17 protein-coding genes are annotated in these 26245 nt (G+C 66.4%); 16 read left to right on the top strand and 1 reads right to left on the bottom strand.

All coding sequences use genetic code 11. The features are described 5' to 3' along the window. The 5 genes from E4634_RS21595 to E4634_RS20770 form a co-directional block, all read left to right on the top strand. A partial coding sequence (locus tag E4634_RS21595) for a hypothetical protein (RefSeq protein ID WP_434783514.1) occupies positions 1-252 on the top strand: 252 nt, incomplete at its 5' end. 117 nt (positions 253-369) lie between these two features. Beyond that, positions 370-1191, top strand: coding sequence for a CheR family methyltransferase (locus E4634_RS20785; RefSeq protein ID WP_206046973.1), 822 nt, complete (start codon positions 370-372; stop codon positions 1189-1191). A gap of 3 nt (positions 1192-1194) precedes the next feature. Further along, positions 1195-1842, top strand: coding sequence for a chemoreceptor glutamine deamidase CheD (cheD, locus tag E4634_RS20780; protein ID WP_240725269.1), 648 nt, complete (start codon positions 1195-1197; stop codon positions 1840-1842). A gap of 3 nt (positions 1843-1845) precedes the next feature. Continuing rightward, positions 1846-2937, top strand: coding sequence for a protein-glutamate methylesterase/protein-glutamine glutaminase (locus E4634_RS20775; RefSeq protein WP_135446604.1), 1092 nt, complete (start codon positions 1846-1848; stop codon positions 2935-2937). A 98-nt stretch (positions 2938-3035) separates the two neighbouring features. Then, positions 3036-5150: a sensor domain-containing protein gene (locus tag E4634_RS20770; RefSeq protein WP_135446603.1), complete on the top strand. Its 2115-nt coding sequence runs from the start codon at positions 3036-3038 to the stop codon at positions 5148-5150. A 10-nt stretch (positions 5151-5160) separates the two neighbouring features. On the opposite strand, the gene E4634_RS20765 is transcribed toward E4634_RS20770, so the two are convergent. Beyond that, positions 5161-7623 (bottom strand): PAS domain-containing sensor histidine kinase, encoded by a 2463-nt coding sequence (locus E4634_RS20765; protein WP_167855018.1) that lies wholly within the window; start codon positions 7621-7623, stop codon positions 5161-5163. A 246-nt stretch (positions 7624-7869) separates the two neighbouring features. Between E4634_RS20765 and flhB the strand changes: the two genes are divergently transcribed. From flhB to E4634_RS20710, 11 genes are all read left to right on the top strand, one after another. Continuing rightward, positions 7870-9006 (top strand): flagellar biosynthesis protein FlhB, encoded by a 1137-nt coding sequence (flhB, locus tag E4634_RS20760; RefSeq protein ID WP_135446601.1) that lies wholly within the window; start codon positions 7870-7872, stop codon positions 9004-9006. Between the two features lie 18 nt (positions 9007-9024). Then, entirely contained in the window at positions 9025-11103 is a 2079-nt protein-coding gene (flhA, locus tag E4634_RS20755; RefSeq protein ID WP_135446600.1) for a flagellar biosynthesis protein FlhA, read from the top strand. Beyond that, a complete protein-coding gene (gene flhF / locus E4634_RS20750) occupies positions 11100-13301 on the top strand; it encodes a flagellar biosynthesis GTPase FlhF (protein WP_135446599.1) in 2202 nt (733 codons plus the stop codon). Before flhA ends, flhF begins: the two co-directional genes overlap by 4 nt. A gap of 2 nt (positions 13302-13303) precedes the next feature. Further along, positions 13304-13780, top strand: a complete 477-nt coding sequence (locus E4634_RS20745; protein WP_135446598.1) for a hypothetical protein — start codon at positions 13304-13306, stop codon at positions 13778-13780. Between the two features lie 169 nt (positions 13781-13949). Further along, the gene (locus E4634_RS20740) at positions 13950-14660 is read left to right on the top strand and encodes an RNA polymerase sigma factor FliA (RefSeq protein ID WP_135446597.1); all 711 of its coding nucleotides are present in this window, start codon (positions 13950-13952) and stop codon (positions 14658-14660) included. An 89-nt stretch (positions 14661-14749) separates the two neighbouring features. Beyond that, complete coding sequence (gene pomA / locus E4634_RS20735; RefSeq protein ID WP_135446596.1) at positions 14750-15538, top strand: flagellar motor protein PomA; 789 nt, start codon at positions 14750-14752, stop codon at positions 15536-15538. Beyond that, positions 15538-16551 (top strand): flagellar motor protein MotB, encoded by a 1014-nt coding sequence (locus tag E4634_RS20730; RefSeq protein WP_135446595.1) that lies wholly within the window; start codon positions 15538-15540, stop codon positions 16549-16551. The genes pomA and E4634_RS20730 overlap by 1 nt, the downstream gene beginning before the upstream one ends. Before the next feature lie 244 nt (positions 16552-16795). Further along, positions 16796-17242, top strand: a complete 447-nt coding sequence (locus tag E4634_RS21590; RefSeq protein ID WP_346763347.1) for a response regulator — start codon at positions 16796-16798, stop codon at positions 17240-17242. A gap of 238 nt (positions 17243-17480) precedes the next feature. Then, positions 17481-21005, top strand: coding sequence for a response regulator (locus E4634_RS20720; RefSeq protein ID WP_135446593.1), 3525 nt, complete (start codon positions 17481-17483; stop codon positions 21003-21005). Between the two features lie 194 nt (positions 21006-21199). Beyond that, the gene (locus E4634_RS20715; protein ID WP_135446592.1) at positions 21200-25291 is read left to right on the top strand and encodes a response regulator; all 4092 of its coding nucleotides are present in this window, start codon (positions 21200-21202) and stop codon (positions 25289-25291) included. Continuing rightward, positions 25273-26196: a GGDEF domain-containing response regulator gene (locus E4634_RS20710; protein ID WP_135446591.1), complete on the top strand. Its 924-nt coding sequence runs from the start codon at positions 25273-25275 to the stop codon at positions 26194-26196. The genes E4634_RS20715 and E4634_RS20710 overlap by 19 nt, the downstream gene beginning before the upstream one ends. Positions 26197-26245 lie beyond the last annotated feature (49 nt).

The following is a 26245-nucleotide window of genomic DNA, read 5'->3' as shown; positions in this document are numbered from 1 at the left end:
GTCACACAGAAGAACGCCGCGATGGTCGAGGAGGCCGCGGACGCCAGCGAATCCATGGACGAGCAGTCGAGCAACCTGACCCAGCTGATGGAGTTCTTCAGCATCGGCAACACCTCGAAGATCATCCAGGCGCGCCCGGCACGCGACCCGGCCACGTCACGCCCCGCACCCAGCCCCGCCCCCGCGCGCAGCCCGGCGCCCGCGCCGAAGAGCAGCGGCGGCGATATGGGCGACGAGTGGGAGCAGTTCTGACGCGAGTGCGGCCCGCTCCAGGTGAGCGGGCCGCTGGTTTTCCACCTGCCGGAAGCGACAACGACAATGGATTCCGCTGCTAGCGAGAGGGCCCCTATTCGCCCCTCACGGACCGGGGTGACCGACTTCACCTTCACCGACAAGGATTTTCGCTACATCGCCGACCTGATTGGCGACCACGCGGGGATCGTGCTCGAGGATATCAAGAAGGACCTGGTCTACGGCCGCCTGGTGAAGCGCCTGCGCTCCCTCGGCCTGCAGAAGTTCTCCGACTACTGCGCGATCCTGGAGCGCGGCGACGAGGCCGAGTTCGAGCTGTTCGTCAATTCGCTGACCACCAACCTGACCGGTTTCTACCGCGAGTCGCACCATTTCGACATGCTGCGCGAGAGCGTATTGCCCGCACTGATGAAGCAAAAAGCCGACCGTACCCTGAGTGTGTGGTCCGCCGGCTGCTCTACCGGCGCCGAGCCCTATACCATCGCCATGACCCTGGCCGAGGAACTGCCGTCAAACTGGCAGGCGCGGGTGCTGGGTACCGACATCGATACCGGCGTGCTGGAAACCGCGCGCGCCGGGGTCTACGACCTGGACTGGGTGGTGCGCGGTACCGGCGAGGCGCGCATGAAGCGCTGGATGCTGCGCGGCACCGGGGCGCGCGCAGCGCAGGTGCGGGTCAAGCCCGAAATTCGCAACATGGTCTCCTTCGGCACCCTGAACCTGCTCGAGAGCTGGCCCATGCGCAAGCCCTTCGACATTATCTTCTGCCGCAACGTGGTGATCTATTTCGACAAGCCGACCCAGTCAGTGCTGTTTGATCGCATGGCCAGCCAGATGCACCCGGATGGCTATTTGTTCATCGGCCACTCGGAGAGCCTCAACAAGATCTGCGACCGCTTCAAGCTGATCGGCAAGACCGTGTACCAGAAGTCGAGCTGACCTGTGACCAAGATCCTGCCATTTTCCAACGCCGGACAGGGGCCCAAGCCCACCCTGTTGCAGGGCTACGAGCACGTACACCGCTACTGGGACCGCAACTTCAACTGCCACGGCGCGAAAATCCTGCCCGGTGAGTACTACGTGACCACCGAGGGCGAGATGATCACCACCGTGCTCGGCTCCTGCGTGTCCGCCTGTATCCGCGACCGGGTCACCGGTGTCGGCGGCATGAACCACTTCATGCTGCCCCAGGGCAGCGGCGGGACGCGCTCGGACGGTGTCTCCAGCGAGGCGCGCTACGGCAACTACGCGATGGAGACGCTGATCAACGAGATCATCAAGCACGGCGGCAAGCGTCGCAACCTGGAGGCCAAGCTGTTCGGCGGCGGCCAGGTGCTGGCCAAGATGACCGCCATCGGCGCGCGCAATATCGATTTCGTGCGCGATTACGTGGCCTCCGAGAATCTCGAGGTGACCGCCGAGGATCTCGGCGATATCTACCCGCGCCGGGTGGTGTTCTTCCCGGCCACCGGCAAGGCCATGGTCAAGCGCCTGGTACGCCTGAAGAACGACACCATCAGCCAGCGCGAGAACGAGTACGCCGAAGAGCTCTCGCACCAGCCGGTGTCGCGCGACGTGGAGCTGTTCTGAGCCATGGCTACACGCGCGCCGATCCGGGTCCTGGTGGTGGACGATTCCGCCCTGGTACGCAGCCTGCTGACGCGCATGATCGACGAGGCGCCGGACCTGGAAGTGGTGGCCACCGCCGCCGACCCCTACATGGCCCGCGACAAGATCAAGGCGCTGAACCCGGATGTGCTCACCCTGGACGTGGAAATGCCACGTATGGATGGGCTGACCTTCCTCAGCAATCTCATGCGCCTGCGGCCGATGCCGGTGGTGATGGTCTCCTCGCTGACGGAGAAAAGTGCCGACGTCACCCTGCAGGCGCTGGAGCTGGGTGCGATCGATTTCGTCAGCAAGCCGAAAATCGACCTGTCGCACACCCTCGAGGACTACACCGAGGAGCTGCGCGAGAAAATCCGCCACGCGGCCTCGGTGAAAGTGGAGCGCCGCCAGCCCCCGAGCGCGCCGCCCAAGCACAGCGCCGACGCGGTGATCGCCCCGACCGTGGGTTCGCGCTATCGCACCACCGACAAGATCATCGCCATCGGCGCCTCCACCGGCGGCACCGAGGCGATCAAGGAAGTGCTGATGGGCATGCCTTCGGATGCCCCGGGCATCGTCATCGCGCAGCACATCCCACCGGGTTTCAGCGCCGCCTTCGCCGAGCGCCTGAACCGCCAGACTCCGCTGGTGGTGAAGGAGGCGGAGGACGGCGACCAGGTACTGCCGGGGCACGCCTTCGTCGCCCCCGGTGACCGCCACCTGTTGCTGACCCGCAACGGCGCCCGCTACGTGTGCCGGCTCAACGACGGCGAGCCGGTCAACCGCCACAAGCCCAGCGTCGACGTGCTGTTCCGCTCGGTGCTGCAATCCGCCGGGCGCAACGCGGTCGCAGCCATCCTCACCGGCATGGGCGCGGACGGCGCCCAGGGCATGCTCGAGCTGCTCGAGGGCGGGCTGCACACCATCGCCCAGGACGAACAGACCAGCGTGGTCTGGGGCATGCCCGGCGAAACCGTGCGCCGCGGCGGCGCCTGCGAGGTACTGCCCCTGGGCAAGATCGCCGACCACCTGCTGCGCGCCACCTCGCGCATCGACAAGGTGGCTTCCAGCGCCTGAGCCGCCGTCACTTACCCAGCGGCGCTTAAAGTCATCGCCCGTAGCGGCCGATAAACAGTAGACCCCGGTCTTCCACCGCTACGGTGACTTTGAGCGCGATGGTCAACTACAGCCTGATTTCTGCGGCACTCTCCCGGACGTCGAAAGCGCATCTGGTCGAGCAGTATTGCGAGGCGATTGTCGAATCCTCGGACGACGCCATCGTCGGCAAAACTATCGACGGCCGGGTGATCAGCTGGAACAGCGCCGCCGAGCGCCTGTTTGGCTACACCGCGAAGGAAGTCCAGGGCCAGTCGATAGTCTTCCTGATACCCGCCGACCGCGTCGACGAAGAGGCCACGCTGCTCGGCCGGGTGGCCCGCGGCGAGCGTATCCAGCACTACTTCACTGAACGTATTCACAAGGACGGCTACACGGTACCCGTGTCGCTGGCCCTGTCACCGGTGCGCGACAGCGCCGGTGAGGTCATCGGCGTATCCGGCATCGCCCGCGACATCACCGACCAGCTGCGCCTGGCCTGTGCCGAGAGCCGCTTCGCCGCGCTGGTCGAGAATTCCGACGACGCCATCATCAGCAAGACCCTGGACGGGGTCGTCACCAGTTGGAACCAGGGCGCGCAGCGCATCTTCGGCTACAGCGCCGAGGAGATGATCGGCCAGCCCATGCTGCGCCTGTTTCCGCAGGAACTGGCCCACGAGGAACGGGAAATCCTGGACCGTGTGCGCGCGGGCAACAAGGTCGACCACTACAAGTCGGAGCGCCTGGACAAGCACGGCCGGCGCATCCACGTCTCGGTGACGATTTCGCCGATCTGCGATGCCCGCGGCCGGATTGTCGGGGTGTCGAGCATCGCCCGCGACATCACCGAACAGGTGCAGGTGCAGGAGGTGGTGGAACACCACGCCAACTACGACGCCCTCACCGGCCTGCCCAACCGCCGCCTGTTCGACATCCGGCTCGGCGAGTTCATGGCGCGCACGCGCAACTCGGGTAAGCCCTTCGCACTGATTTACATGGATCTCAACAAGTTCAAGCAGGTCAACGACACCCTGGGTCACGACGCCGGCGATGCCGTGCTGGTGCACGCCGCGAAGCAGATCCGCGGCAGTATCCGCAGCGAGGATTTCGCCGCGCGCTTCGGCGGTGACGAGTTCCTGGTATTGCTGGGCGATGTCAAGGGTTCGCGCGAGGCGCGCCTGGTGGCGGAAAAGCTCATGGAGAACCTGCGCCAGCCGCTGCAGTACGCCGGGCGCGAACTGAGCATCTGCGCCAGCGTGGGCATCGCCGTGCACTCGCGTCCCGGCGAGTCGGGTAAGGAGCTTATCCAGCGCGCCGACCAGGCCCTGTACCAGGCCAAGGATCGCGGCGGCAACTGCCTGCAGGTCTACGACCGGGTGCTCGGCGCCTGCCGCACGCGGCACAACCAGTTGCTGGCGGACCTTCCCATCGCGCTGGAGCGCGACCAGTTCGACCTGCATTTCCAGCCCATCATCGACCTGCGCGACAACAGCGTCAGCAAGGCCGAGGCCCTGATGCGCTGGCACCACCCGGAGTTCGGGCCGGTCGGCCCCGATGAGTTCATCCCCATTGCCGAGGAGAATGGCTACATCTGCGAGCTCGGTGAATGGGTGTTCGACAGCGTTATGCGCATCCTGCCCGAGTGGGTGGCGCTGTTCGGGCCGAATTTCCAGGTCGGCATCAACAAGTCACCGCTGCAGTTCCTGTCCGACGAGACCATGCCGACGCGCTGGGCGCAGCGCCTGCAGCAGGCCGGCCTGGACGGCCGCAACCTGGTGGTGGAGATTACCGAGAACAGCCTGATGGGGCGCGCGGATATCGTCACCCAGAAAATGGCGCTGATCGCGGAGGCTGGCATGCAGGTGGCCATCGACGACTTCGGCACCGGCTATTCCTCGCTGTCCTATCTCAACCGCTTCCCCGTGGACTACCTGAAAATCGACCGCGCCTTCGTGCGCGACCTGACCCGGGACAGTCGCGATTTCGTGCTCTGTGAGGCGATGGTGGCGATGGCGCACAAGCTGAACATGCGCGTGGTGGCCGAGGGTGTGGAAACCGCGGAGCAGCGTTCACTGCTGGCGGGTATCGGCTGCGACTACGGCCAGGGCTACCTCTACTCGCCGCCCCTGGGCCGGCGGGAATTCCTCGCCTTCATGTACACCAGCTGCCCGCTGCGCGCCTTCGCCACCGCCTGAGCCGGTGGGCTCAGGCCCACTGCAGACCGGCGCGGAAGGACACCGACTGCAGCACGGTCTGGATCGCCGAGCGGTCGATGGGCAGCAGGCAGATATAGTCAAAAAAGCGCGTGTGGTAGGGCTGGAGCAGCTTGATCGCGTTGGCGTCGAGCAGGGCGATCATGCGCGGCGCGCCAAACAGGCTGCTGATGCGCTCCAGGTAGGCCTCGTCCACCCAGGGGTCCTCGAGGTCGCCCAGGTTGACCAGCAGGATGTTCGGGCGGATGCGCGTGGCCAGGCGGTTGAGGTCGTGGTCCGGCTCGACAATGCGGAAACTCAGCTTGGTGTCGTAGGACAGTGCGCCGCGCACCATGCTCTCCTCGGCGAAGCCGCGGCTGATCATCAGCACCTGGTCGTGCTGCTGTGCCGACGGCGTGGGCCGCTCCTCGCCAGCCGCCTGCGCCGGCCCCTGCGTGGGATGCGCGGCCAGCGGAAACTCCAGGTAGAAGGTGCTGCCATTGCCCGGGCTCGAGGTAAAGCCGATATCCCCGCCCATCAGCTCCACCACCGACTTGGTGAAGGTCAGGCCGATACCGGTGCCCTCGGTGGTGCTGTTCTCGTGGCCCAGCCGGCTGAACGGCTTGAACAACTCGTGTTTCTTCTCCGGGCTGATGCCCAGGCCGGTATCGATGACGTTGAGGCGCGCGTGTTGCAGGTTGGGCAGTTCGCAGCGCACCCAGACGTGGCCGTCCTGCTTGTTGTACTTGATGGCGTTGCTGAGCAGGTTGATCACCGCCTGCTTGAAGCGCATGCGGTCCACGAACAGCTCCACGTCCGGCAGCGGTTCCACCTCCAGGGCCACACCGTAGCGCTTGCTGATCGGCCCGACCAGGGCGACGCATTCCTCGACGATGGTGGCCAGGCGGCTGCGCTCGAGCACGATGTTGACCGCGCCGGCCTCCACCACCGAGAGGTCGAGGATCTCGTTGATCAGGTTGAGCAGGTGCGCGCCGGCGCTGAGGATGGCCTCCACGTTTTCCTGCTGCGCCGCGTCCAGGGTGTCGTCCAGCTCCAGCAACTGGCCGAAGCCGAGGATGGAGTTGAGCGGCGTGCGCAGCTCGTGGCTCATGTTGGACAGGAACTGGGACTTCGCCGTGTTGGCCTGGTCCGCCTGCTTCTTCGCCTCGCGCAGCTCCGCCTCGGTGGACTTGATGTGGGAGACGTCGATCAGGGTGGCGATCAGCAGGTCCGTGTGCTGGTCCTTGTCGCGGATGCGCGCACCGCGCATCTGCACCCAGTGCTGGGAGTTGTCCTCGCCCACCAGGCGAAACTCGAAGCTGGTGGGCACCGAGTGGTTAATCGCCGTGTTCAGTTCGTTGAGCAGCATGCGCCGGTCTTCCGGGTGCACCAGGTCGACGAATTCCGACAGCGAGATGGAGGTCAGCGCCTCGCTGAAGCCGAACAGGGCGGGCGACCACTTGACGCGCAGGGTGGACACTTCCATATCCCAGTCGCCGAGGTGGGCGAGGAACTGGCGCGCGTCCAGCTTCTGTTTCTGCTGCTGCAGCTCGCGCTCGTTGTGCACCCGCTGGTAGGCGCTGGAGAGCAGGTCGCTGAGGATGTCGATAAAGAACAGCTGGCCGCTGACCGGGGCGAAGGTCTGCTTGTCGCGGGCGAGGAATTTCATCGCGTAGCGGATCGAGGTGTGGAACTTCACCGGTACCGAGATGATGGCGTTGAAGCCCCAGCGGTGCAGCAGGTTGGCCACGTCCTCGCCGGAGAACGAGAGGTCCACCCCGCGGTCGAGGATCAGCCGCGAGCGCTCCTTGCCGGAGGAGCGGCGGTTGCCGGTCCAGCGCGGCAGGCGGTCGAACTCGGCCTTCAGGTAGGGCAGTTCCTGGGGATACTGGTGTACCAGGCGCAGTTCGTGGTGGTCCGCGTCCATCTCCACCAGGATGGCGAACTCGGCGCCCAGGGCGCTGCTCCAGGCGCCCATGATCTTGTAGAACTCCTCGGCGAGGAAATCCTGGCCGACTACCAGCAGCGCCTTGGCCTGGTCGTTGAGCAGGCGCAGGAAGCGGCTGCTGCGATTCAGCGACTCCTCGTTCTGCTTGGTGCGGGTGACCTCGGTGCGGATGCTGATGTAGTACTCGGGGCGGCCCTGGGCATCGCAGTAGGGCGTGATGGTGGTCTGCACCCAGTAGTTGCTGCCGGACTTGGAGCGGTTGCGGATGATGCCCTTCCAGCGCCGCCCGGTGGCGATGGTCTGCCACATGTTCTTGAAGAACTCCGGCGGGTGCAGGCCGGAATTGAGCAGGCGATGGTCCTTGCCGATGAGTTCCTCGCGGCTATAGCCGGACACCGCGCAAAACTGGTCGTTGGCGAAGAGGATGGTGCCGTCCGGCGCTGCGACGCTGACAATGGCATGTTGGTTCAGCGCATCGAGAAGGTGCGCCGGGTTGATACTGAGTTGTTCCAGTACCTGCTCGTCCATCTGCTGCCCCTGGTTCGTGCAGACGCGGTACCCCACCGGCGACATCCTAGCAGACCGGGCCAGGCGTGCCGACGGGGTGTCGAATCGGGCGCGGCAAATGTGAGCTGGTTCTCATGTTGCGCAGTATGCCGCTCCCCAGACCTCCAGTAAGCGGGGAATAGGGCCGATTTTTATTGCTATTCGGTCATTTGGAAACCGTCCGCTCCTCTAGCATAGCCTCGAACACTTGCATTCGAGAAGCCTTGCGTGGCGGACGATACCGATCAGTCGGAAAAAACAGAAGAGGCCACCCCCAGGCGCCGTGAAAAGGCGCGCGAGGAGGGCAAGGTCGCGCGCTCGCGCGAGCTCACCACGTTCACCATGTTGCTGGGCGGGGTGCTCGGCCTGTGGACCATGGGCGGCTACCTGTACCAGCAGACCGGCCTGATCATGCAACAGGCCTTCTCCTTCGACCGCCGCGGCGCCACCCAGGTGGAGAGCATGCTGACCAGCGCCGCGGAACTCAGCGCCCACGGCCTGGTGGCGCTGATGCCCCTGTTCCTGTTCATGGCCGTGCTGGCGCTGGTCTCGCCCATGCTGCTCGGCGGCTTCCTGATGTCGGCCCAGTCGCTCAACCCGCAGTGGTCGCGGCTCAACCCGGTGCAGGGCCTGAAGCGCATCTTCTCCACCCAGTCGCTGGCGGAACTGGCCAAGGTGATCGCCAAGATCGTCCTGCTGGCCAGTGTCGCCGCCATCTACCTCGCCAGCCGCCTGGACGATTTCATGGCCCTGCTCAGCCTGCCGGTGACCGCCGCCCTGGCCGAGATGCTGCGCCTGGCCGCGGAGACCTGCGGCGCCATGGTGCTGGCGCTGGTGGTGGTGATCCTCATCGACGTGCCCTTCCAGTTGTGGAACCACTCCAAGCAGCTGCGCATGACCAAGGAAGAAGTGCGTCGCGAGCACAAGGATGCCGAGGGCGACCCCCATCTCAAGGCGCGCATACGCGGCCAGCAGCAGTCCATGGCGCGGCGCCGCATGATGAGCAATATCCCCGGCGCGGACGTGGTGGTGACCAACCCGACCCACTACGCCGTGGCCCTCAAGTACGACGAGAAGAGCATGGCCGCCCCGCGTGTGGTGGCCAAGGGCGCCGATGCCGTTGCCGCACGCATCCGCGCGCTGGCGGCGGAACACGATGTGCCGGTACTGGAGGCGCCGCCGGTGGCGCGCGCCCTGTACCGCCACGTCGACCTGGAGCGGGAGGTGCCTTTCGAGCTCTACCCCGTGGTAGCGGAAATTATGGCCTGGGCGGTGAACCTGAAGCGCCTGCCCGGCAACCAGCGTGCGCGCGTACCGGAACCTGCCGACCTGCAGGTGCCCGAGGCGCTGCGCGCCGACGACTGACGAGGAGTTTAAGCCGCAATGAATGCGCTCTCACCGAGAATGCTCAAGGACCTGCCCTGGCAGAACATGCGCCTGAACCTGATGGCCGGCCCGGTGCTGATCATCATGGTGCTGGCGATGATGATCCTGCCGCTGCCGCCCTTCGTCCTGGACATCCTGTTCACCTTCAATATCGCGCTCGGCATCATGGTGCTGCTGGTCAGCATGTTCACCAACAAGCCGCTGGAGTTTGCCGCCTTCCCCGCGGTGCTGCTGTTCACCACCTTGCTGCGCCTGGCGCTGAACGTGGCCTCCACCCGCGTGGTGCTGATCGAGGGCCACGGCGGCGGCGCCGCTGCGGGCAAGGTGATCGAGGCTTTCGGTACCTTCCTGGTGGGCGGCAACTTTGCCGTCGGCCTGGTGGTGTTCATGATCCTGGTGATCATCAACTTCATGGTGATCACCAAGGGCGCCGGGCGTATCGCCGAGGTCGGCGCGCGCTTCATGCTGGACGCGATGCCGGGCAAGCAGATGGCCATCGACGCCGACCTCAACGCCGGCCTGATCGGCGAGGCCGAGGCCCGCGAGCGGCGCCGGCAGGTCTCCCAGGAGGCGGATTTCTACGGCTCCATGGACGGTGCCAGCAAGTTCGTGCGCGGCGACGCCGTGGCCGGCCTGATCATCATGGTGGTGAATATCCTCGGCGGCCTGATGATCGGCGTGCTGCAGCACCAGATGGATGTCGCCTCCGCGGCGACCACCTACACCCTGCTCACCGTGGGCGATGGCCTGGTGGCGCAGATTCCCGCCCTGGTCATCTCCACCGCCGCCGGCGTCATGGTCTCCCGCGTGGATACCGACGAGGACGTCGGCCAGCAGATGATCGGTCAGCTGTTCGTCAACCCGCGGGTGCTGGCGCTGACCGCCGGCGTCCTCGGCCTGCTCGGCCTGGTGCCGGGCATGCCCAATTTCGTGTTCCTGCTGTTCACCACCGCCCTGGGTTCCCTGGCCTGGTACCTGGCAAAACGCCAGGCCAGCGCGCCGGAGCCGGAACCGGCGCCGCTGCTCGACGTGGCGCCGCCGGAATCCACCGAGGCCAGCTGGGACGACGTGCAGCTGGTGGACGTGCTCGGCCTGGAAGTCGGCCACCGCCTGATCCCCATGGTCGACCAGGAGCAGAGCGGCAAGCTGCTGGCGCGGATCAAGAGCGTGCGCAAGAAATTCGCCCAGAGCGTGGGTTTCCTGCCGCCGGTGGTGCACATCCGCGACAACCTGGAACTGGGCGCCAACGGTTACACCATCCTGTTGAAGGAGGCGGTGATCGGCAAGGGCGAGGTCTACCCGGACAAGTACCTGGCCATCGACCCCGGCCAGACCAGCGGCAGCATCGAGGGTATCCGCGTGGTCGACCCGGCCTTCGGCCTGCCCGCGGTGTGGGTGGACAACGACAAGCGCGAGCACGCGCAGATCTACGGCTACACCGTGGTCGACGCCAGCACCGTGGTCGCCACCCACCTCAACCACCTGATGCAGAAGCATGCCGGCGAGATGCTCGGCCGCCACGAGGTACAGCAGTTGCTGGACCGCCTGGGCGAGGCCGGCAAGGCGCTGGTAGAGGACGTGCTGGACAAGAAAGTGAACCTCGCCCAGCTGCAGCGCCTGCTGCAGAACCTGCTCGCCGAGCAGGTGCCGATCCGCGACATGCGCACCATCCTCGAGACCCTCGCCGAGACCGGCGATACCGCCGACCTGACCCAGCTCACCGACCGTGTGCGGGTGGCGCTGGGGCGCTCCATCACCCAGCAGTGGTTCGGCGCCAGCGACGTGCTCAACATCATCGGCCTGGACGCGGAGCTGGAGGACGTGCTGTTGCAGGCGCGCAGCAGCGGCGCCATGGAGCCGGGGCTGGCGGAGACCGTGCTGGAAATGGCGCGCGGCGCCCTGCAGCGCCAGGAGAACGGCGGCAACCCGCCGGTGCTGGTGGTGCGCCAGGCCCTGCGCCAGATGCTGTCGCACTTCCTGCAGGCGCGCATCCCCGGGCTGGTGGTCATGACCGACGCCGAAATTCCCAATGACAAGAGCATCCGCATCACCAGCTGGATAGGAGCTGCCGCGTGAACGTACAACGATTTGTTGGAGTGAACAGCCGCGAGGCGATGCGCAAGGTCAAGGCGGCCCTGGGCGAGAACGCGCTTATCCTGGGCAACCACAGCACCCCGGAGGGCATCGAGATCCTGGCGGTGGCGGAGTCGGAAGTGCCCGGCGCCGCCCCCGCGACACCGCAGCCGGTAGCGCCGGCCGCCGCGCTCGTCGAGCCCGAGCCGGTGGTGCCCCTGACGCCCATCGCGGTGAAGCCGGCCAGCGAGGCCGGTGGCGGGCAACTGGGCGAGCAGTTGATGGCCGAGGTGCGCGACGTCAAGGCCATGCTGGCGGCTTCCGCCGCGCGCATGCAGGGCGCCGACACCAATGGCGGGCGCCTGTACCGCGGCCTGCTCACCGCCTGTTTCTCCGATGAACTGGCCGCGGAACTCGCGGTGCAGCTGCCCGAACCGCTGCAGCAGGCGGCCTGGCAGCCGCTGGAGATTCGCAAGTGGCTGTCGCGCCAGCTGGAGCTGCGCCTGCCGCCGCTGGCGGACGGCGAGGGGCTGGTCGACGCCGGCGGCGTGTTCGCCCTGGTCGGTCCCACCGGCTCGGGCAAGACCACCACCACGGCGAAGATCGCCGCGCGCTACGTCATGCGCCACGGCGCCGAGGACCTGGCCCTGGTCAGCACCGACTACTACCGGGTGGGCGCCCACGAGCAGCTGCGCGAGTACGCCAGCCTGCTCGATGTCACCTTCCGCGCGGTGGACAGCCAGCGCCCGCTGGCGCAGGTGCTGGAGGAGCTGCGCGACAAGCGCGTGGTGCTGATCGATACCGTGGGCCTGAGCCAGCGCGACGAGCGCGTGCTCGGCCAGTTCGCCGAGCTGTGCGAGGCCTGCGACGACCTGCGCTTCGTGCTCCTGCTCAGCGGCTCCAGCCACCACCAGACCCTGGAGGAGGTAGTGCGCTGCTACCGCCAGTCCGCGCTGGCCGCCGGCGGCCGCATCGGCCACTGTATTCTCACCAAGCTGGACGAGGCCTGCTCCCCGGCCCTGCTGGTGGACAAGGTCATCCGTCACGATTTGCAGCCGCTGTTCAGCAGTGCCGGCCAGCGTGTCCCCGAGGACCTGGACCCGGCGATGCCGATGGCGATTATGCAGCCGGTGCTGCGCCAGCTCACCGAGGAGCCGGCGGCACCCTTCGCCGAACCCCCGGCGCGGCCCGCCGACTGGACCCGCGAGCTGTTGTCCCGCGGCCGCCAGATCGGCGTCAACCTGCGCCTGCTGGAGGCCTCGGTGCCCGGCTTCGGTCATCTCGAGGCGCTGTGGGACATCTCCCTTTTACATACCGACTGGCAGCAGGCGCGAGTGGACGACCTGCGAGCCGGCCTACGCGGCCAGGTCACCGCCGGCGGCGCGCTGTGGGCGGAGGAGGCCCACGGCGAGGACGATATCGCCTGGCCGCACCTGCTGCTGGATGCCGACCTGCGTCCCAGCGCGATCACCGTGCCGCCGTTGCAGAACGTGCCCGCCGAGGGCCGCCTGGCGGCGCTGGAGGCGCAACTGGGCAGCCGCGTGCATTTATTCCCGTCACTGCCGGAATCCGCGGCCCTGCACTGGCTGCGCGAGCGCGACCGGCGCTGGCTGGCCGCGGTGTCCGCGCGCACCCAGGTACAGGTACGCGGCACCGCCCAGGCGGTCTCGAAGGCGGTACCGGCGGATGCGGTGGCCGGCGAGATCGAGCTCATCTACCGCTCGCAGCCGGCGATTCTTTCCCTGAGCGGCGTGCCGGCGGTGTTTCCCCCGGTGCGCGAGAGCGTCGAAGTCGAGCGCTACGCGGGCTTTGCCTGGGCCGGGGTGCTGCGCTGCGCCGCTACCGGCGAGGTGGTATCGCGCCGCTACTGGCTGTCCTCCGGGGAACAGGCGGTGGCTTCGCTGATCCGCGCCCAGTGCGCCATGGAGAGCTTCGCCGCGATGACCCGCCACGCCCTGGCGCAACTGCACGGCATGCCCGGCTTCCAGGCCTGTGCCGAGCTGCGCGCGCTGACTGCCGGTGCCCTGGCGGCCACCGCGCTGCGCCTGGAGATGTCCGCCGAGCCCGAGTGTGTCGAGCTGCGCCAGCAACTGCAGCTGGTGCTGGGCGGCAAACGCGCCGCCAACACCCGCACCCTGGTTGACGGCCTGGCCTACCTGTTTGTCGCCCGGGAGCTGCTGGCTCCCGGCAGGATGCACTGACCATGAGTCTCGACCAGGCAGCCAGCCTGCGCGCCTGGGCCCTGGAAAAGGCCCGCGACGCACAACACGCCGCCCAGGGCGCGGCCCTGGCACCGGGTGTGCACGACATCGTGGTGGCGGGGTTGCCCGTGCACGGCGACGATGCCGTGCGCCTGGTCCGCGCGCGGCTCGAACGCTGGGCCGACCTCGGCTTTCGCTGGGCCGGCGACCCCGACCAGTGGCGGGTGACCGCGCTGGACGGCAGCGGCGAGCTGCCCGGGCACGCCGCCCGCAGTCGCCGCTGGGCGCTGTGGGTGGACACCGATATCCGCGCCTTTCGCAAGGGCTACGAGGCCCTGGGCGAGCTGCGCGAGCACGGCGCGCCGTCCCGGGTGCTCGCCCTGCACGAGCCCGGCCTGTCGCGCAAGGGTCTGCTGGACAACCTCAGCCGCCTCGCCGCGGCCTACTTCGACATCGAACTGGTGGTGCTCAGCCACTGATCCCCCCGGCCTGTGACGCGGGTCTCACCCGCACCGGGCTAAACGGCGAATAAACCGCAATAAGCGAGCTTATTCGACCCATCCTGACGACAGCGGATACGGATAATTCTAATCAACAACATCCAGATACCCGGCGCCGCCGGGGTCGCAACTAGGGACAGGGCCGCTGATGTATACAGCTAAAGGAAAAATCGAACAGCGCGACCTCGCCGAAGAGTACATTCCGATCGTACGGCGTCACGCGCTCTCACTGCGGGTTCGCCTGCCGGCGAGCATCGACCTGGAGGACCTCATCCAGGCGGGATACCTCGGGTTACTCGACGCCATGCAGCGTTTCGACGAGAGTTCCGGAACCCCCTTCCAGGCGTTTGCCTCGGCGCGCATACGCGGCGCGATGATCGACGAGCTGCGTACCCGCGACTGGCTGCCGCGCTCGGTGCGGCGCAAGGCGCGGGCGCTGGACGAGAGCATCGCCCACCTCGAACAGAAGTACGGCCGACCGCCGGACGAGCGCGAGATCATCGACTACATGGACATGGACGTCGACGAATACCACGACCTGCTCACCGACACCAACAACGGCCTGCTGCTGCCGCTGGAACAACTGGTGGAGGAGGGCTGGGAGCCCCAGGGCAACGGCGAGGGCGGCAACCCCTACCTGGAAGCCCTGTACGGCGAGCAGCGCGAGGAGTTGATCGAGGCGATCGATGTGCTGCCGGAGCGCGAGAAACTGTTGCTCGCCCTGTACTACCAGGAAGACCTCAACCTCAAGGAAATCGGCGCCCTGATGGGTGTCAGCGAGTCCCGCGTGTGCCAGCTGCACAGCCAGGCGGTGGGCCGTATCCGCAGCCGGCTGCAGGCCGGGAGCATGATGGACTGAGAAAGCCCGCTCCTCGTTAAAGTCCCTGCGGGAGTTGCCGATTTACCGCATGAGGGCAGTTATCAATTGCAGGGGGGCGCGAAACAAAAATGGACTTAGCGACGTTGATAGGAATGATCGGGGCTTCGGTGATCGTCGGGCTGGCGATCATCATGGGCGGCTCCGCGCTGATGTTCATCAACATCCCCTCCCTGCTCATCGTCATCGGCGGCACCTTCCTGGTGGTGATGATCAAGTTTTCCCTCAAGGACTTCCTCAACGCCTTCAAGGTGGCCACCCGGGCGTTCAAGTTCGAACTCCAGGACCCCCAGGAACTGATCGAGACCATCATCGAGATGTCCAAGACCGCGCGCAAGGAAGGCGTGCTGGCCCTGGAAAAGATGGAGATCGAAAACCAGTTCCTCAAGGACGCGGTAATGATGATGGTCGACGGTCTCGACCGCGACACCATCAAGGCGCGCATGGCACAGGAAATAAAGCAGACCATCGACCGCCATACCTGGGGCGCCAAGGTGTTTTTCGCCACCGCGGACGTGGCGCCGGCGATGGGCATGATCGGCACCCTGATCGGCCTGGTGCAGATGCTCGCCAACATGGAAGACCCCAAGGCGATCGGCCCGGCGATGGCGGTGGCACTGCTCACCACCCTGTACGGTGCGGTGTTGGCCAACGTGGTGGCCAAGCCCATCGGCGACAAGCTCACCCTGCGCCGCTCGGAGGAGAGCCGCAACAAATCACTGTGCCTGGACGGCATCATGGCGATCCAGGAAGGCCTCAACTACCGCCTGATCGAATCCCTGCTCGAGGTCTACCTTACCCCTGGCGTGCGCCAGGATAGCAGCGAGTCCGCTGACGGGGCGGCCGCGGAAGCTGCCTGATGGACGCGGAACTCGGCGGTAGCGAGGACGAACCCGAAGAAGGCGCGCCGGCGTGGATGTCGACCTTCGCCGACCTCATGTCGCTGCTCATGTGCTTCTTCGTGTTGCTGTTGTCTTTCTCCGAGATGGATGTGGTCAAGTACCGCGCCATCGCCGGCTCGATGAAGGAGGCCTTCGGCGTACAGAGCAAGATCGAGGCCGAGAGCATTCCCAAGGGTACCAGCGTCATCAAGCAGGAATTCAGCCCCGGTACGCCGCAGCCGACGCCGCGCCCGGTGATCAACCAGCAGACCACCAACGACTCCCAGCGCTCGCTGCAGGTGGGCAGCCAGTCGTCGCAGAACGGTGGCGAGCAGTCCGGCGCGGAATCCGTGCCGCAGGAACTGCTGCGCGAGAAGCTGCGCGAGATGCTCTCCAGCCAGGGCGAGGAGGAGGCCCTGCGCCAGGTGCTGCGCGACGGTATCGTCGACGGCAAGATCGACGTCGCGGCGTCGCTCAACCAGATCACCATCCGCATTCGCGAGCAGGGCTCCTTCGCCTCCGGCCAGGCCGATCTCAATCCGGACTTCGAGCCGCTGATCGAGCAACTGCGCACTGCTCTGGCGGAGATCGAGGGCACCATCTCGGTGGAGGGACACACCGACAACGTGCCGATCAAGGGCAACCATTTCGAATCCAACTGGGACCTTTCCGCCGCGCGGGCGCTGACCGTGGCCAAGGAACTGATGAAACAGGGCACCGTGCGCGAGGCGCGCTTCATGGTGGTGGGCCACGCGGACACGCGCCCCCTGAAGCCCAACGATACCCCGGAGAACCGCGCCGCCAACCGCCGCGTGGAGATCGTCATCCGCAACAGCCTGAACCGGCCCGGCGACGGCGATGCGGCGCCGCTGCCAGAAGCGGACAACGCGCCGCCAGCCCCGGCCGTCGAAGCGCCCGCCGTGGAGGTGGTGCCGGTCGCGGAAACCGCGGCGCTGCAGGACGCCGCAGTGCAGGGCGCGGAGGCGGCCTAGTGACCAGGTTAGTGTGCAGCGTAGTGTCGATAGTCATGCCGGTAGCAGCGCGGGCGGGCGGCGGGCAGTTGCCCAATCGGTGCGCTGCATCACGAAAACAAATTTCAGAAAATTTAGTGCTACAAACTTTTTACAGATTTGTACTACAGTTCCTCACAGGGGTGCGTCAGCCAGGCGAAGTGACCTTCGCGCCTGGTGCGACACAGGGAGCGGTCGTTCGAAACACGGTTTCGCGCACCCCGGGATGGAGGACACTCGGATGATGGCGAACCGCAAGATACTTTACGTAGAAGATAACAGCGCCAATCTGAGCCTTGTGCAAAAGGTTCTGGCCATGGTCGACGGCATCGAGATGACCGCGGCGACGACGGGCGAACAGGGCCTCGAGCTCGCACGCGTCTCGCCCCCTGACCTCATTTTGCTGGATATCAACCTGCCGGGCATGAACGGCTTCGAAGTCCTGCAGGGGATTCGCGCCGACGCCCGACTGAAGTCGATACCGGTGATCGCCATGACCGCGTCTGCTACCCGCGCCGAACTGGCCGATGGCATGCGCGCGGGCTTCGACTGCTACCTGACCAAACCCTTCGACGTGCGTCGCTTCCTGGTGGTGGTGGAGGAATACCTCGGCCAGAACACGGCGTCCGGCGACGCCGGCAGCGCGTCCCGGGACAACAGCCGGACCGGTTGAGTGGTTTCCCCCGGTCGCTGCGGCAACGTGATTGAAAATACCGCTGTTTCGCGTACTCTAGGCGGAATAACGGGAATGAAAATGGCTGGCGCGAACGCCGGTCGGCAGCTTTCTCTGTCTGTGCGGCGGGCGTGACCCGGCCGCGCGGTAGACCCGGCAGGGCACCGGGTATCGGGGCTGGAAGCAGGGCCGAAATCAGGGAAGGCGAAACAATAACCTGGCTCGCGGACGTCCGCTGATGGTAGAGCGAATCAAGCGGTATTTAAGCACTGAAGGATGGCGGCAGGCGGTCGGCCTCGCCCTGTTCGTCGCGCTCGGCATCGGCATCTGGCTGACCAGTGTGCACCTGGCGCAGGACAAGACCGCCCAGGCCTACGCCCGCCGCGTGGATGCGCTGCTCAGCGTGCGCGCCAGCCTGATTCGCGAAGACATCGCCCTGCAGCGCGCGCACCTGCTGGATATCGCCACCTCCCCCGCCCTGCTCGGTTTCGTGAGAGAAGAAATCACCGGAGTGGAGGATGGCCAGGCCCACGCGCGGTTGACCAACTGGTTCATGGCCATGCTGGAAAACCACGCCAACCTGCGCCAGTTGCGCGTGATCAGCGCCGCCGACGGAGGGCCGGAACTGATTCGCGTGCAGCAGACCCAGCAGCAGATCGTTGCGGTTCCCCCCGCGCGGTTGCAGCTGAAGGGCAGTCGCGATTACGTGAGCGAGGCCCTCAAGCTGCCGCCGCGCGCCGTCCGCATCTCCCCTATCGAGCTGAACCGCGAGCAAGGCGCTATCGAGCTGCCGCAGTGGGCGACCTATCGCATGTCCATGCCCATGTTCGATGGCCGCGGCGAGTATTTCGGTGTGCTGGTGGCGAACTACGACGCCGCGGTCCTCATGCGTGGTTATGAGACCGAGGTGCTTGAAGGCCTGGACTACTTTGTCCTCAACAACACCGACGACTTCCTCGTGCACCCCGATCCCGCTCGCACCTTCGGCTGGGAGCGCGGGCAGGTGCAGCGCTGGCCCGAGCAGTACACGCCTGTGCTTGACTCCGACTGGCACGACCTGGGCAGCCTCGAGGTCTACCAGGGGCCTGGCGGCCTGGTGCTCGCCGGTATCCGCGACGTGGAACTGGACGGGACCGATATCGCCAGGCTGCGGCTGATCCTGGCCAGCGAGCCGGAGGCTCTCGTGGCGAGCGTGCACAAGTTGCGCGACCAGTACGCCGCCATCGGCTTCTTCCTGTTGCTGGTGGTAGTGCTGTTCTGCGAGTACCTTTTCTACATCATCTACCGCAAGCGACAGCTGGCCCGCGCCAGCAGCGACTACCAGCGCATCATCGACAACGCGGTCTCCGGGGTGATGTCGGTGACCCCGCGCGGCAAGGTGCTCTCCTGCAACCGCGTCGGGCTGTCCATCCTCGGCATGCCGGGCGGCCAGTTGCTGGGGCGCAACCTGTACGAATTGATGAGCCTCGTCGATGTCGGTTACCTCGACGAAAGCAAGCTCAAGCAACTCACCGAGCGCGGTTCGGAGAACACCGAGACCCGGGTGACCATTGGCGGGCGGCAACTGGAGCTGCAGCTTAACGCGGCCCTGGTCACCGGGGACGAACCCGACGAGGAGTTCTACGCGATCATCTTCAGCGACAACTCGGACCGTATCGCCCTGCGCGAACGTATCGAGTCCGCCAACGAGGAACTGGAGCGCCAGGTGCGGCTGCGCACCGAGGAACTGGAGCGTGCGCGCAACCTGGCGATGTCCGCCAACGAGATCAAGACCGAGTTCATCGCCAATATCAGCCACGAACTGCGCACCCCGCTGCACGGCATTTTCGGCACCCTGCGCCTGCTGCGCCAGGACCCGCTCAACGAGCGCCAGCGCCACCGCCTGATGCTCGCCGAGGAGAGCATGTCGGAGCTCACCGAGATCATCAACGGTATCATCGACGTCTCCAAACTGGAGGCGGACCGCCTGGATATCGAGGAGACCGACCTCAGCCTGCCCCGGCTCCTGCACGACGTGGCCCAGCGCTTCGCCGTCAAGGCCGAGCAAAAACACCTGGTGTTCGTCGCCGACTGCGCCGAGGTCACCGACCGCCTGGTCTACGGCGACAGCGCGCGCATCAGCCGTATTCTCGCCAACCTGCTGGACAACGCGATCAACTTCACCGACCGCGGCCAGGTGGTGCTGCAGGCCAGCACCGAGGCGCGCGGCGAGGATGAAATCCTGCTGCACTGCAGCGTGTCCGATTCCGGCTGCGGCATCAGCGAGGAGGAGCGCGCAAAGGTCTTCGAGCCGTTCTTCCGCGGCAACCAGGGTGTGCGTCCGGAGACCGGCGGTGTCGGCCTGGGCCTGGCCATCGCCCGCCAGCTGTGCAACCTGATGGGCGGCGAACTGGAGCTGCTGTCCTCCGCCGGCGTCGGCGCCGAGTTCGGCTTTACCCTGCGCCTGTCCCTGGTGGACATGGAAGACCAGCCCGAACCCAACCTGTACAACCCGCTGGAGGGGCGCACCATCGCGGTGGTCGAACCCCACCCGCGCGCCCAGCGTGCCATGCACCACCTGCTGGACACCCGCGCCGGTCAGGTCGAGGTGGTGGCGGACGCCGCCGAGATCGACGCCGAGCACTGGTCGGCCATGGACTACCTGGTCCTGCCCCTGGAGCTGTACCGCGACCGCACCTCGGCGCTGGCCCAGCGCCTGGCGCAGCGCCGCAGCCAGGGGCCGCTGTACGTGCTGGTCAGCGCGGTGGCCACCGAGGAGTTACTGCACAACCTGGACGACACCCTGCCCGACGCCTTCCTGCTGGAAAAGCCGGTCACCGTCATCAGCCTGGACTCAGCGCTGCTCGCCGCCGAGGGCCGCGAACCGCCGCGCGCGCCGGGCACGGGTGAGCTCAGCGAGGCGGAGAGCCGCCGCTTGTGGGCCAACATGCCCTCGATATCGGTGCTGGTGGTGGATGACAATATCGTCAACCAGAAGGTGGTCGGCGGCCTGCTCGAGGAGTATGGCGCGTCGGTGTTCTACGCCGATAACGGCCAGGCCGCGATCGATACCCTGCAGCGCAAGCAGGGGCAGGTGTTCGACCTCATCATCATGGATTGCCAGATGCCGGTGATGGACGGCTACGAGGCGACCCGGCGCATTCGCTCCGGCACCGCCGGGGCGCAGTACACCAACGTGCCGATCATCGCGATCACCGCCGGAGCGATGGGCGGCGACCGCATGAAGTGCCTGGAGTCGGGAATGACCGACTACCTGACCAAGCCCCTGCAGCCCAACGCCCTGGAAAAACAGATTACGCGCCACCTGTTCGGCCAGTTCGGCGATGGCGATGACGACAGCGCCGAGGTCGTCGAATTCGAGCGTCCCGAGGACGCCGACAACCCGCTGGCCACGGAGGTCCGCCAGGAGCTGCGCAAGCGCCCGGACTGGGACCGCGAGGAGGTCAAGCGGCGGGTGCTCGGCAATATCGAGATCGTCAACACCATCATCGACCTCTACCTGAAGAGCGCACCGGAGATCCAGGGCGGCCTGCGTGCGGCCCTGGCGGAGGAGAACTTCCGCAGCCTGCGCAACCTGGCCCACGACCTCAAGGGCATGTCGGAGAACCTCAGCGCGCGCAAGATCGCCTATATTGCCTACGAAATCGAGATGGCCGCCCTGGATCGCCGGGCGGAGGACATCGACTACCTCCTCGGCGTGCTCGACGCCAACTGCGAGCGGCTGGAAACCGTGTTGCAGGAAGAGGTCGCCGCCGCCGGCTGAGCGGCCCCCGCATCCCCAGATACAGCCAGAACCCCGCTTAACCCCGCTAAAGTTCGCCCCAATCGCGCCGATAGCGAGACTGATCGTGTACGGTCAGGCGAGCCAGGGAGCGCGGCAGTCGCGCAGCGCAATCCCCCCGGGCTGACAGCCGTGAACCCCGTGCCCGAGCCGGTATCTACCTGCGAGAGGACGCGATGCCCAGACTAGACCCCGAAGAGAAGATCGTGCCACGCATGCTGCGCTACCTTGCGCTGCCCGTGCTCGCGTTCCTGGCACTCGGTGTGGTGTTCGCGCAGCAGGAGATCCGCCAGCACGAGAGCGAACTGCTGGATGACGAGCGGCGCCAGATGGCGCGCGCCCGGGCGCTGGTCAACGAGCAGGTCAGCCTGTCCAAGAACCACGTCTTCAGCCTGTCCCTGCAAAACCCCGCGCGCGCCGGCCAGGCGCCGGAGGCCGGCCAGGCGATGCTGCCGGCCATCGCCGACATTCGCGCGCTGATGGCCAGCAACGCGGAATACCTGCAGGTCATTTTCATGGACTCGGAGGGCCACGAGCGCATCCGCGTACAGCGCAACTCCCTGGGCTCGCTGCAGGTGGTGCCCGCGGAGCAGTTGATCAACCGCAGCCGCCAGGCCGAATTCATGGAGGCGCGCGGGCTGGCCTTCGGCGAATTCCGCGTATATCCCCTGGGGGTGGCGGACAGCGTCGGCCCGCTGGGGTCACAGGTGCCGGTGCTGCGTATCGCCACCCGCCTGTTCAGCGCGGATCACCGCCCCAGTGGGGTGATCGTCCTCGACGTCGATTTCAGCGCCACGGTGCAGTACCTGACGCGGGCGGCGGGGGATACCGCCGACCACTTCCTGGTCGACCAGTCCGGCCTGATCCTCAGCATGAATCGCGCGCGACACGGCGGCAGCCAGGCGGAAACGCCCTCGGTGCGTCTGTCGGCGCTGTATCCCCAGCTCTGGGATCGTGTGCGCGGCCTCAGCCAGGGTGCGGCCAAGCTGGAATCGGGGCTGTACACCTGGAGCGACGTGGAGGGCGACGCGCGTCTCGGCGGACTGGAGGGTGAACTGGGCGTATCGCTGATCTCCCGCGTGCGGCCGGCGACCCTGCAGCAGATCCGTGTCGATGCCCTGCGCAAGTCCGCGCTGCTGTGCCTGCTGCCGCTGCTGTTCCTGTCCTTCGCCAGCTACCGCCGCGCGCAGGGTGACATCGCGCACGCGCGCTTCGCGCGCTACACGCGGACCCTGCACGACACCGCGCCCTGCGCGTTTATCAGCGTGGATAACAACGGGACCATCCGCTCCATCAACGAGACCGGCCTGAACTGGATCGAGTGTGAGCGCGAGGACGTGGAGGGCAAGCTGCCCATTTCCCACCTGTTCACCGAGGCCTCGCACCGCAAGCTGGTGGAGCGACGTGCGGACATGCTCGATGGCACACCGCTGCGCGACATGGAACTCGACCTCAACCAGCGCGACGGCGGCACCCGGCCGGTGCTGCTCAATGCGCAGAGCGAATTCGACAGCCGCGGCCGCTTCCGCGGTGCGGCGGTCTCGATCCTGGACAACAGCGTGGCCATCCAGCGCGAACAGCTGCTGGCCAGCCGCGAGATGTTCATGGACTCCATCGCCCACCACCTGCCCGGTTGGGTGAGCTACTGGGACAAGTCCTTCAAGCCGAAGCTGGTCAACGAGAACCTGCGTCGCTGGCTGGAGAAAAACGACTTCGACCCGGAGCAGCCGACCATCGAAGAGGTGCTCGGCGACAACTGCCGCGACTACCTGAACCGCGCCCGCAATGCCCACCGCCGCGGGGAATCGCTGGTGCTGGAAGAAGTGATCAGCGCGCCGGTCACCGGCGAAAGCCATGTCATGCTGCACGTGATCCCGGACCTGGTGGACGCCGAACTCAACGGTTACCTGGTGGTGGCCATCGACGTCACCGACCTGAAGAAGGCCCACGACGAACTGGCCCGGGTCAACCGCGCGTTGAAGGCGGAATCCACCAAGGCGTTCCTGGCCAGCGAGGCGAAGAGCATCTTCCTGGCCAATATGAGCCACGAGATCCGCACGCCGCTGAATGCGCTGCTGGGTATCTCCCACCTGCTCAGCCTCACCAGTCTGGACGTTGAGCAGCGCGAGAGCATCGCCAAGATCCAGCTCGCCGGCGAGAACCTGCTGGCCATCGTCAACGACATCCTGGATATCTCGAAAATCGAGGCCGGTGAGATGAACCTGGACCGGCGTCCGTTCAGCCTGTCCGACATGCTGGCGGAGTTCGACAAGTTGCTGCGCTCGGAGGCCGAGGGCAAGGGCCTGAAGTTCTCCGTGCACAACGATAACCCGAAGGGGGTGGACACCCTGCTCGGCGACCCGCAGAAACTGCGCCAGGTCACCCTCAATTTCCTCAGCAACGCGATCAAGTTCACCGGCAATGGCGAGGTGCGCCTGCACGCGCATATCAGCGACCTCGGGAACGAGCGCTGTCGCCTGCGCGTGGAAGTGCACGATACCGGTATCGGTGTGCCCGACGAGGCGCGTTTCCGCCTGTTCCTGCCGTTTACCCAGGCGGACAGCTCCACTACCCGCAAGTACGGCGGCACCGGCCTTGGCCTGGCCATCTGCAGCAAGCTGGTGGAGATGATGAACGGCAAGATCGGCGTGGAGAGCGAGGTAGGCTTCGGCAGCTGCTTCTGGTTCGAGGTCGATCTCGACCCGGCCTCCGAGGCGGACCTGCGCGACATCTGCATCGAGCGCGGTTTCAGCGGCCTCAAGGTGCTGGTGGCCGAGGACGACATCAAGCAGTTGCACGCTGTCATCCAGATCGGCAAGGGCCTGGGCTGGGAGGTGGACGGCGCCTCCAGCGGTGCACAGGTGCAGGAGCGCATGCTGGAGCGCTTCAATGCCGGTGACGCCTACGACTGCATGGTGCTGGACTGGCACCTCGGCGACATGGAGGGGGTGCAGGCGCTGGACCGCGCCCGCGAGGTCATCGGCGAAGACCAGATGCCGGCGGCGATCCTGGTGTCCGCCTCGGACATCCTGCAGTTGCAGGAGTCCAGCGGCGACCTGCCGGTGCACGCGTTCATCCAGAAACCGGTGAGTGCCTCCGGGCTGTTCGACCGGGTCACCTGCGCCGTGGCGCAGATGAACGCCGGTGCCGTGCCCGGCCGGCGCGAGTGTACCCAGGGCGATTGCAACGGCTGCGATCACCGCCTGCAGGGTATCCGCGTGCTGCTGGTCGACGACGCCGAACTGAACCTCGAAGTCGCCGGCAAGATCCTCGGTCGCGAGGGCGCACTGGTCGACAACTGCATGAACGGCAAGGAGGCGGTCGAGCGCCTGCGCGATAGCGAGCGCCATTACGACATCGTGTTAATGGACATCCAGATGCCGGTCATGGACGGTCTTACCGCCGCCAGCAAGATTCGCGGCGAGCTCGGCCTGTCGCTGCCCATCGTCGCCCTGACCGCAGACGCCCTCGCCGAGGAGCGGCGCAAGGCGCTGGCCTCGGGCATGAACGAATTCATTCCCAAGCCCTTCGACCCGGATGACCTGGTGCGCAAGGTGCGCTCGCTGGTCGGCCAGGTGCGGCGCGCCCGGGTGCCCGCGGAGCAGCCGGTGCGCCTGGTCAGCCAGACACCCGCCCCGGAGAAAATGGAAATACAGCGCTTCGATTTCGAGCGCGCGCTGTACCGCGCCGCCGGCGACCGCCGCCTGCTGCACTCGGTGGTCAACGGTTTCCTCGCGGAGCTGCAGTATTTCGACGGGCCCCAGTTCCGCGACGACCTCGACGACGAGACCACGGAAAACCTGTCCAAGCGCGTTCACCGCACCGCCGGCAATGCCGGGCTGGCCGGCGCCATGGGCGTGCGCGAGGCCTGCCAGCAGCTGGAGATCGCCCTGCGCACCGGCGCCGGCGGTGAACGCGGTTCGCTGGTGGAGGACATGTTGCGCGAGATCACCACCTTCCGCGAGGGCTACGAGGAACAGCTGCCGCCCCTGGAAGAGGTGTCCGAGCCGAGCGAGGACGGCGCCCGCAACCTGCAGGCGGAACGCGTCCTGGAAGTGCTCAACAAGCTGCGCCTGGCACTGGCCGCGCGCGAGATCGAGGCCTACCACCTGTGGGACCGCAACGAGGGTGTACTGCAGGTGGGCCTGCGGCCCGAGGTGTTCGGCCCGTTGCAGGGTGCGATTCGCCGGCTCGATTTCGACGAGGCCCTGACGCTGGTGCTGACGGCTACCGAGGAGGACCCCCAGGTATGCACTGCAAACGGGTAATGATTGTCGACGACTCGCCCCAGTGCGTGCTGGTGCTCTCCTCCATGCTGCGCCGCGAGGGACTGGAGGTGAGCTTTGCACTGTCCGGCGAGGAAGCGCTGGAGTTGATGCGGCAGCAGCCTGTCGATGTCCTGCTGCTGGACATAGACCTGGAGGGCATGAACGGCATCGAAGTCTGCCGCGCGGTAAAGCGCGAACCGGAGTGGGCGGATACGCCGATCATCTTCGTTACCGGGCACGAGTCCGAGGAAGTCCAGCTGGAGGCCCTGGGCGCCGGCGGCGCCGACTTCATCTCCAAGCCGTTCAGCCCGGCGGTAACCCGCGCCCGGGTGCGCAACCAGCTGGCCATCAAGACCATGACCGACCGGCTGAAGAATCTCGCCGCGGTCGACCCGCTGACCGGCCTGGCCAACCGCCGGCAGTTTGACGAGCGGCTCGAGCAGGAGTGGTTCCGCGCCATGCGCGACAGAGCGCCGCTGGCCCTGATCATGCTCGATGTCGATCACTTCAAGCGCTTCAACGATACCTACGGCCACACCCGCGGCGACGAGTGCCTGGCGCGGCTCGCCGGCTGCATGCGGCAGAGCGCGCGGCGCGCCTCGGACCTGGTGGCGCGCTACGGCGGCGAGGAGTTCGCCATCATCCTGCCCGGCATGGACGCCGAGCAGGTAGTCGGCTGGACCCGTCGCCTGCAGGAACTGGTCGTGGAGCAGGGCATCGTCCACGAGGGTTCCGAGCTCGGCGTGGTGACTATCAGCGCGGGCATGATCGCGCAGGTGCCGGTGGAGGGCGAGGGCGGCCCGGCCACGCTGCTGCAGGCCGCGGACCAGGCCCTGTACGCCGCCAAGAATGCCGGCCGCAACTGCGCCTCGGCGCACCAGGACATGCTGGCGAAGGTGGTTTAGCCGAGCTTTTTACACAGGTATAAAGTTGGCCCCGCGTGCGGCCGATGTC

It is taken from the genome of Mangrovimicrobium sediminis (assembly GCF_004745945.1).
Classification (GTDB): domain Bacteria; phylum Pseudomonadota; class Gammaproteobacteria; order Pseudomonadales; family Halieaceae; genus Mangrovimicrobium; species Mangrovimicrobium sediminis.
This window is presented reverse-complemented; position numbering and strand designations above follow the sequence as displayed.

What these genes read in the sequence shown, in the direction of transcription:
- E4634_RS20775 (WP_135446604.1), top strand. Translation starts at nt 1,846, where the DNA reads ATGGCTACACGCGCGCCGATCCGGGTCCTGGTGGTGGACGATTCCGCC.
- E4634_RS20770 (WP_135446603.1), top strand. Translation starts at nt 3,036, where the DNA reads ATGGTCAACTACAGCCTGATTTCTGCGGCACTCTCCCGGACGTCGAAA.
- E4634_RS20765 (WP_167855018.1), bottom strand. Translation starts at nt 7,623, where the DNA reads ATGGACGAGCAGGTACTGGAACAACTCAGTATCAACCCGGCGCACCTT.
- flhA (WP_135446600.1), top strand. Translation starts at nt 9,025, where the DNA reads ATGAATGCGCTCTCACCGAGAATGCTCAAGGACCTGCCCTGGCAGAAC.
- E4634_RS20745 (WP_135446598.1), top strand. Translation starts at nt 13,304, where the DNA reads ATGAGTCTCGACCAGGCAGCCAGCCTGCGCGCCTGGGCCCTGGAAAAG.
- E4634_RS20740 (WP_135446597.1), top strand. Translation starts at nt 13,950, where the DNA reads ATGTATACAGCTAAAGGAAAAATCGAACAGCGCGACCTCGCCGAAGAG.
- pomA (WP_135446596.1), top strand. Translation starts at nt 14,750, where the DNA reads ATGGACTTAGCGACGTTGATAGGAATGATCGGGGCTTCGGTGATCGTC.
- E4634_RS20730 (WP_135446595.1), top strand. Translation starts at nt 15,538, where the DNA reads ATGGACGCGGAACTCGGCGGTAGCGAGGACGAACCCGAAGAAGGCGCG.
- E4634_RS21590 (WP_346763347.1), top strand. Translation starts at nt 16,796, where the DNA reads ATGGAGGACACTCGGATGATGGCGAACCGCAAGATACTTTACGTAGAA.
- E4634_RS20720 (WP_135446593.1), top strand. Translation starts at nt 17,481, where the DNA reads ATGGTAGAGCGAATCAAGCGGTATTTAAGCACTGAAGGATGGCGGCAG.
- E4634_RS20715 (WP_135446592.1), top strand. Translation starts at nt 21,200, where the DNA reads ATGCCCAGACTAGACCCCGAAGAGAAGATCGTGCCACGCATGCTGCGC.
- E4634_RS20710 (WP_135446591.1), top strand. Translation starts at nt 25,273, where the DNA reads ATGCACTGCAAACGGGTAATGATTGTCGACGACTCGCCCCAGTGCGTG.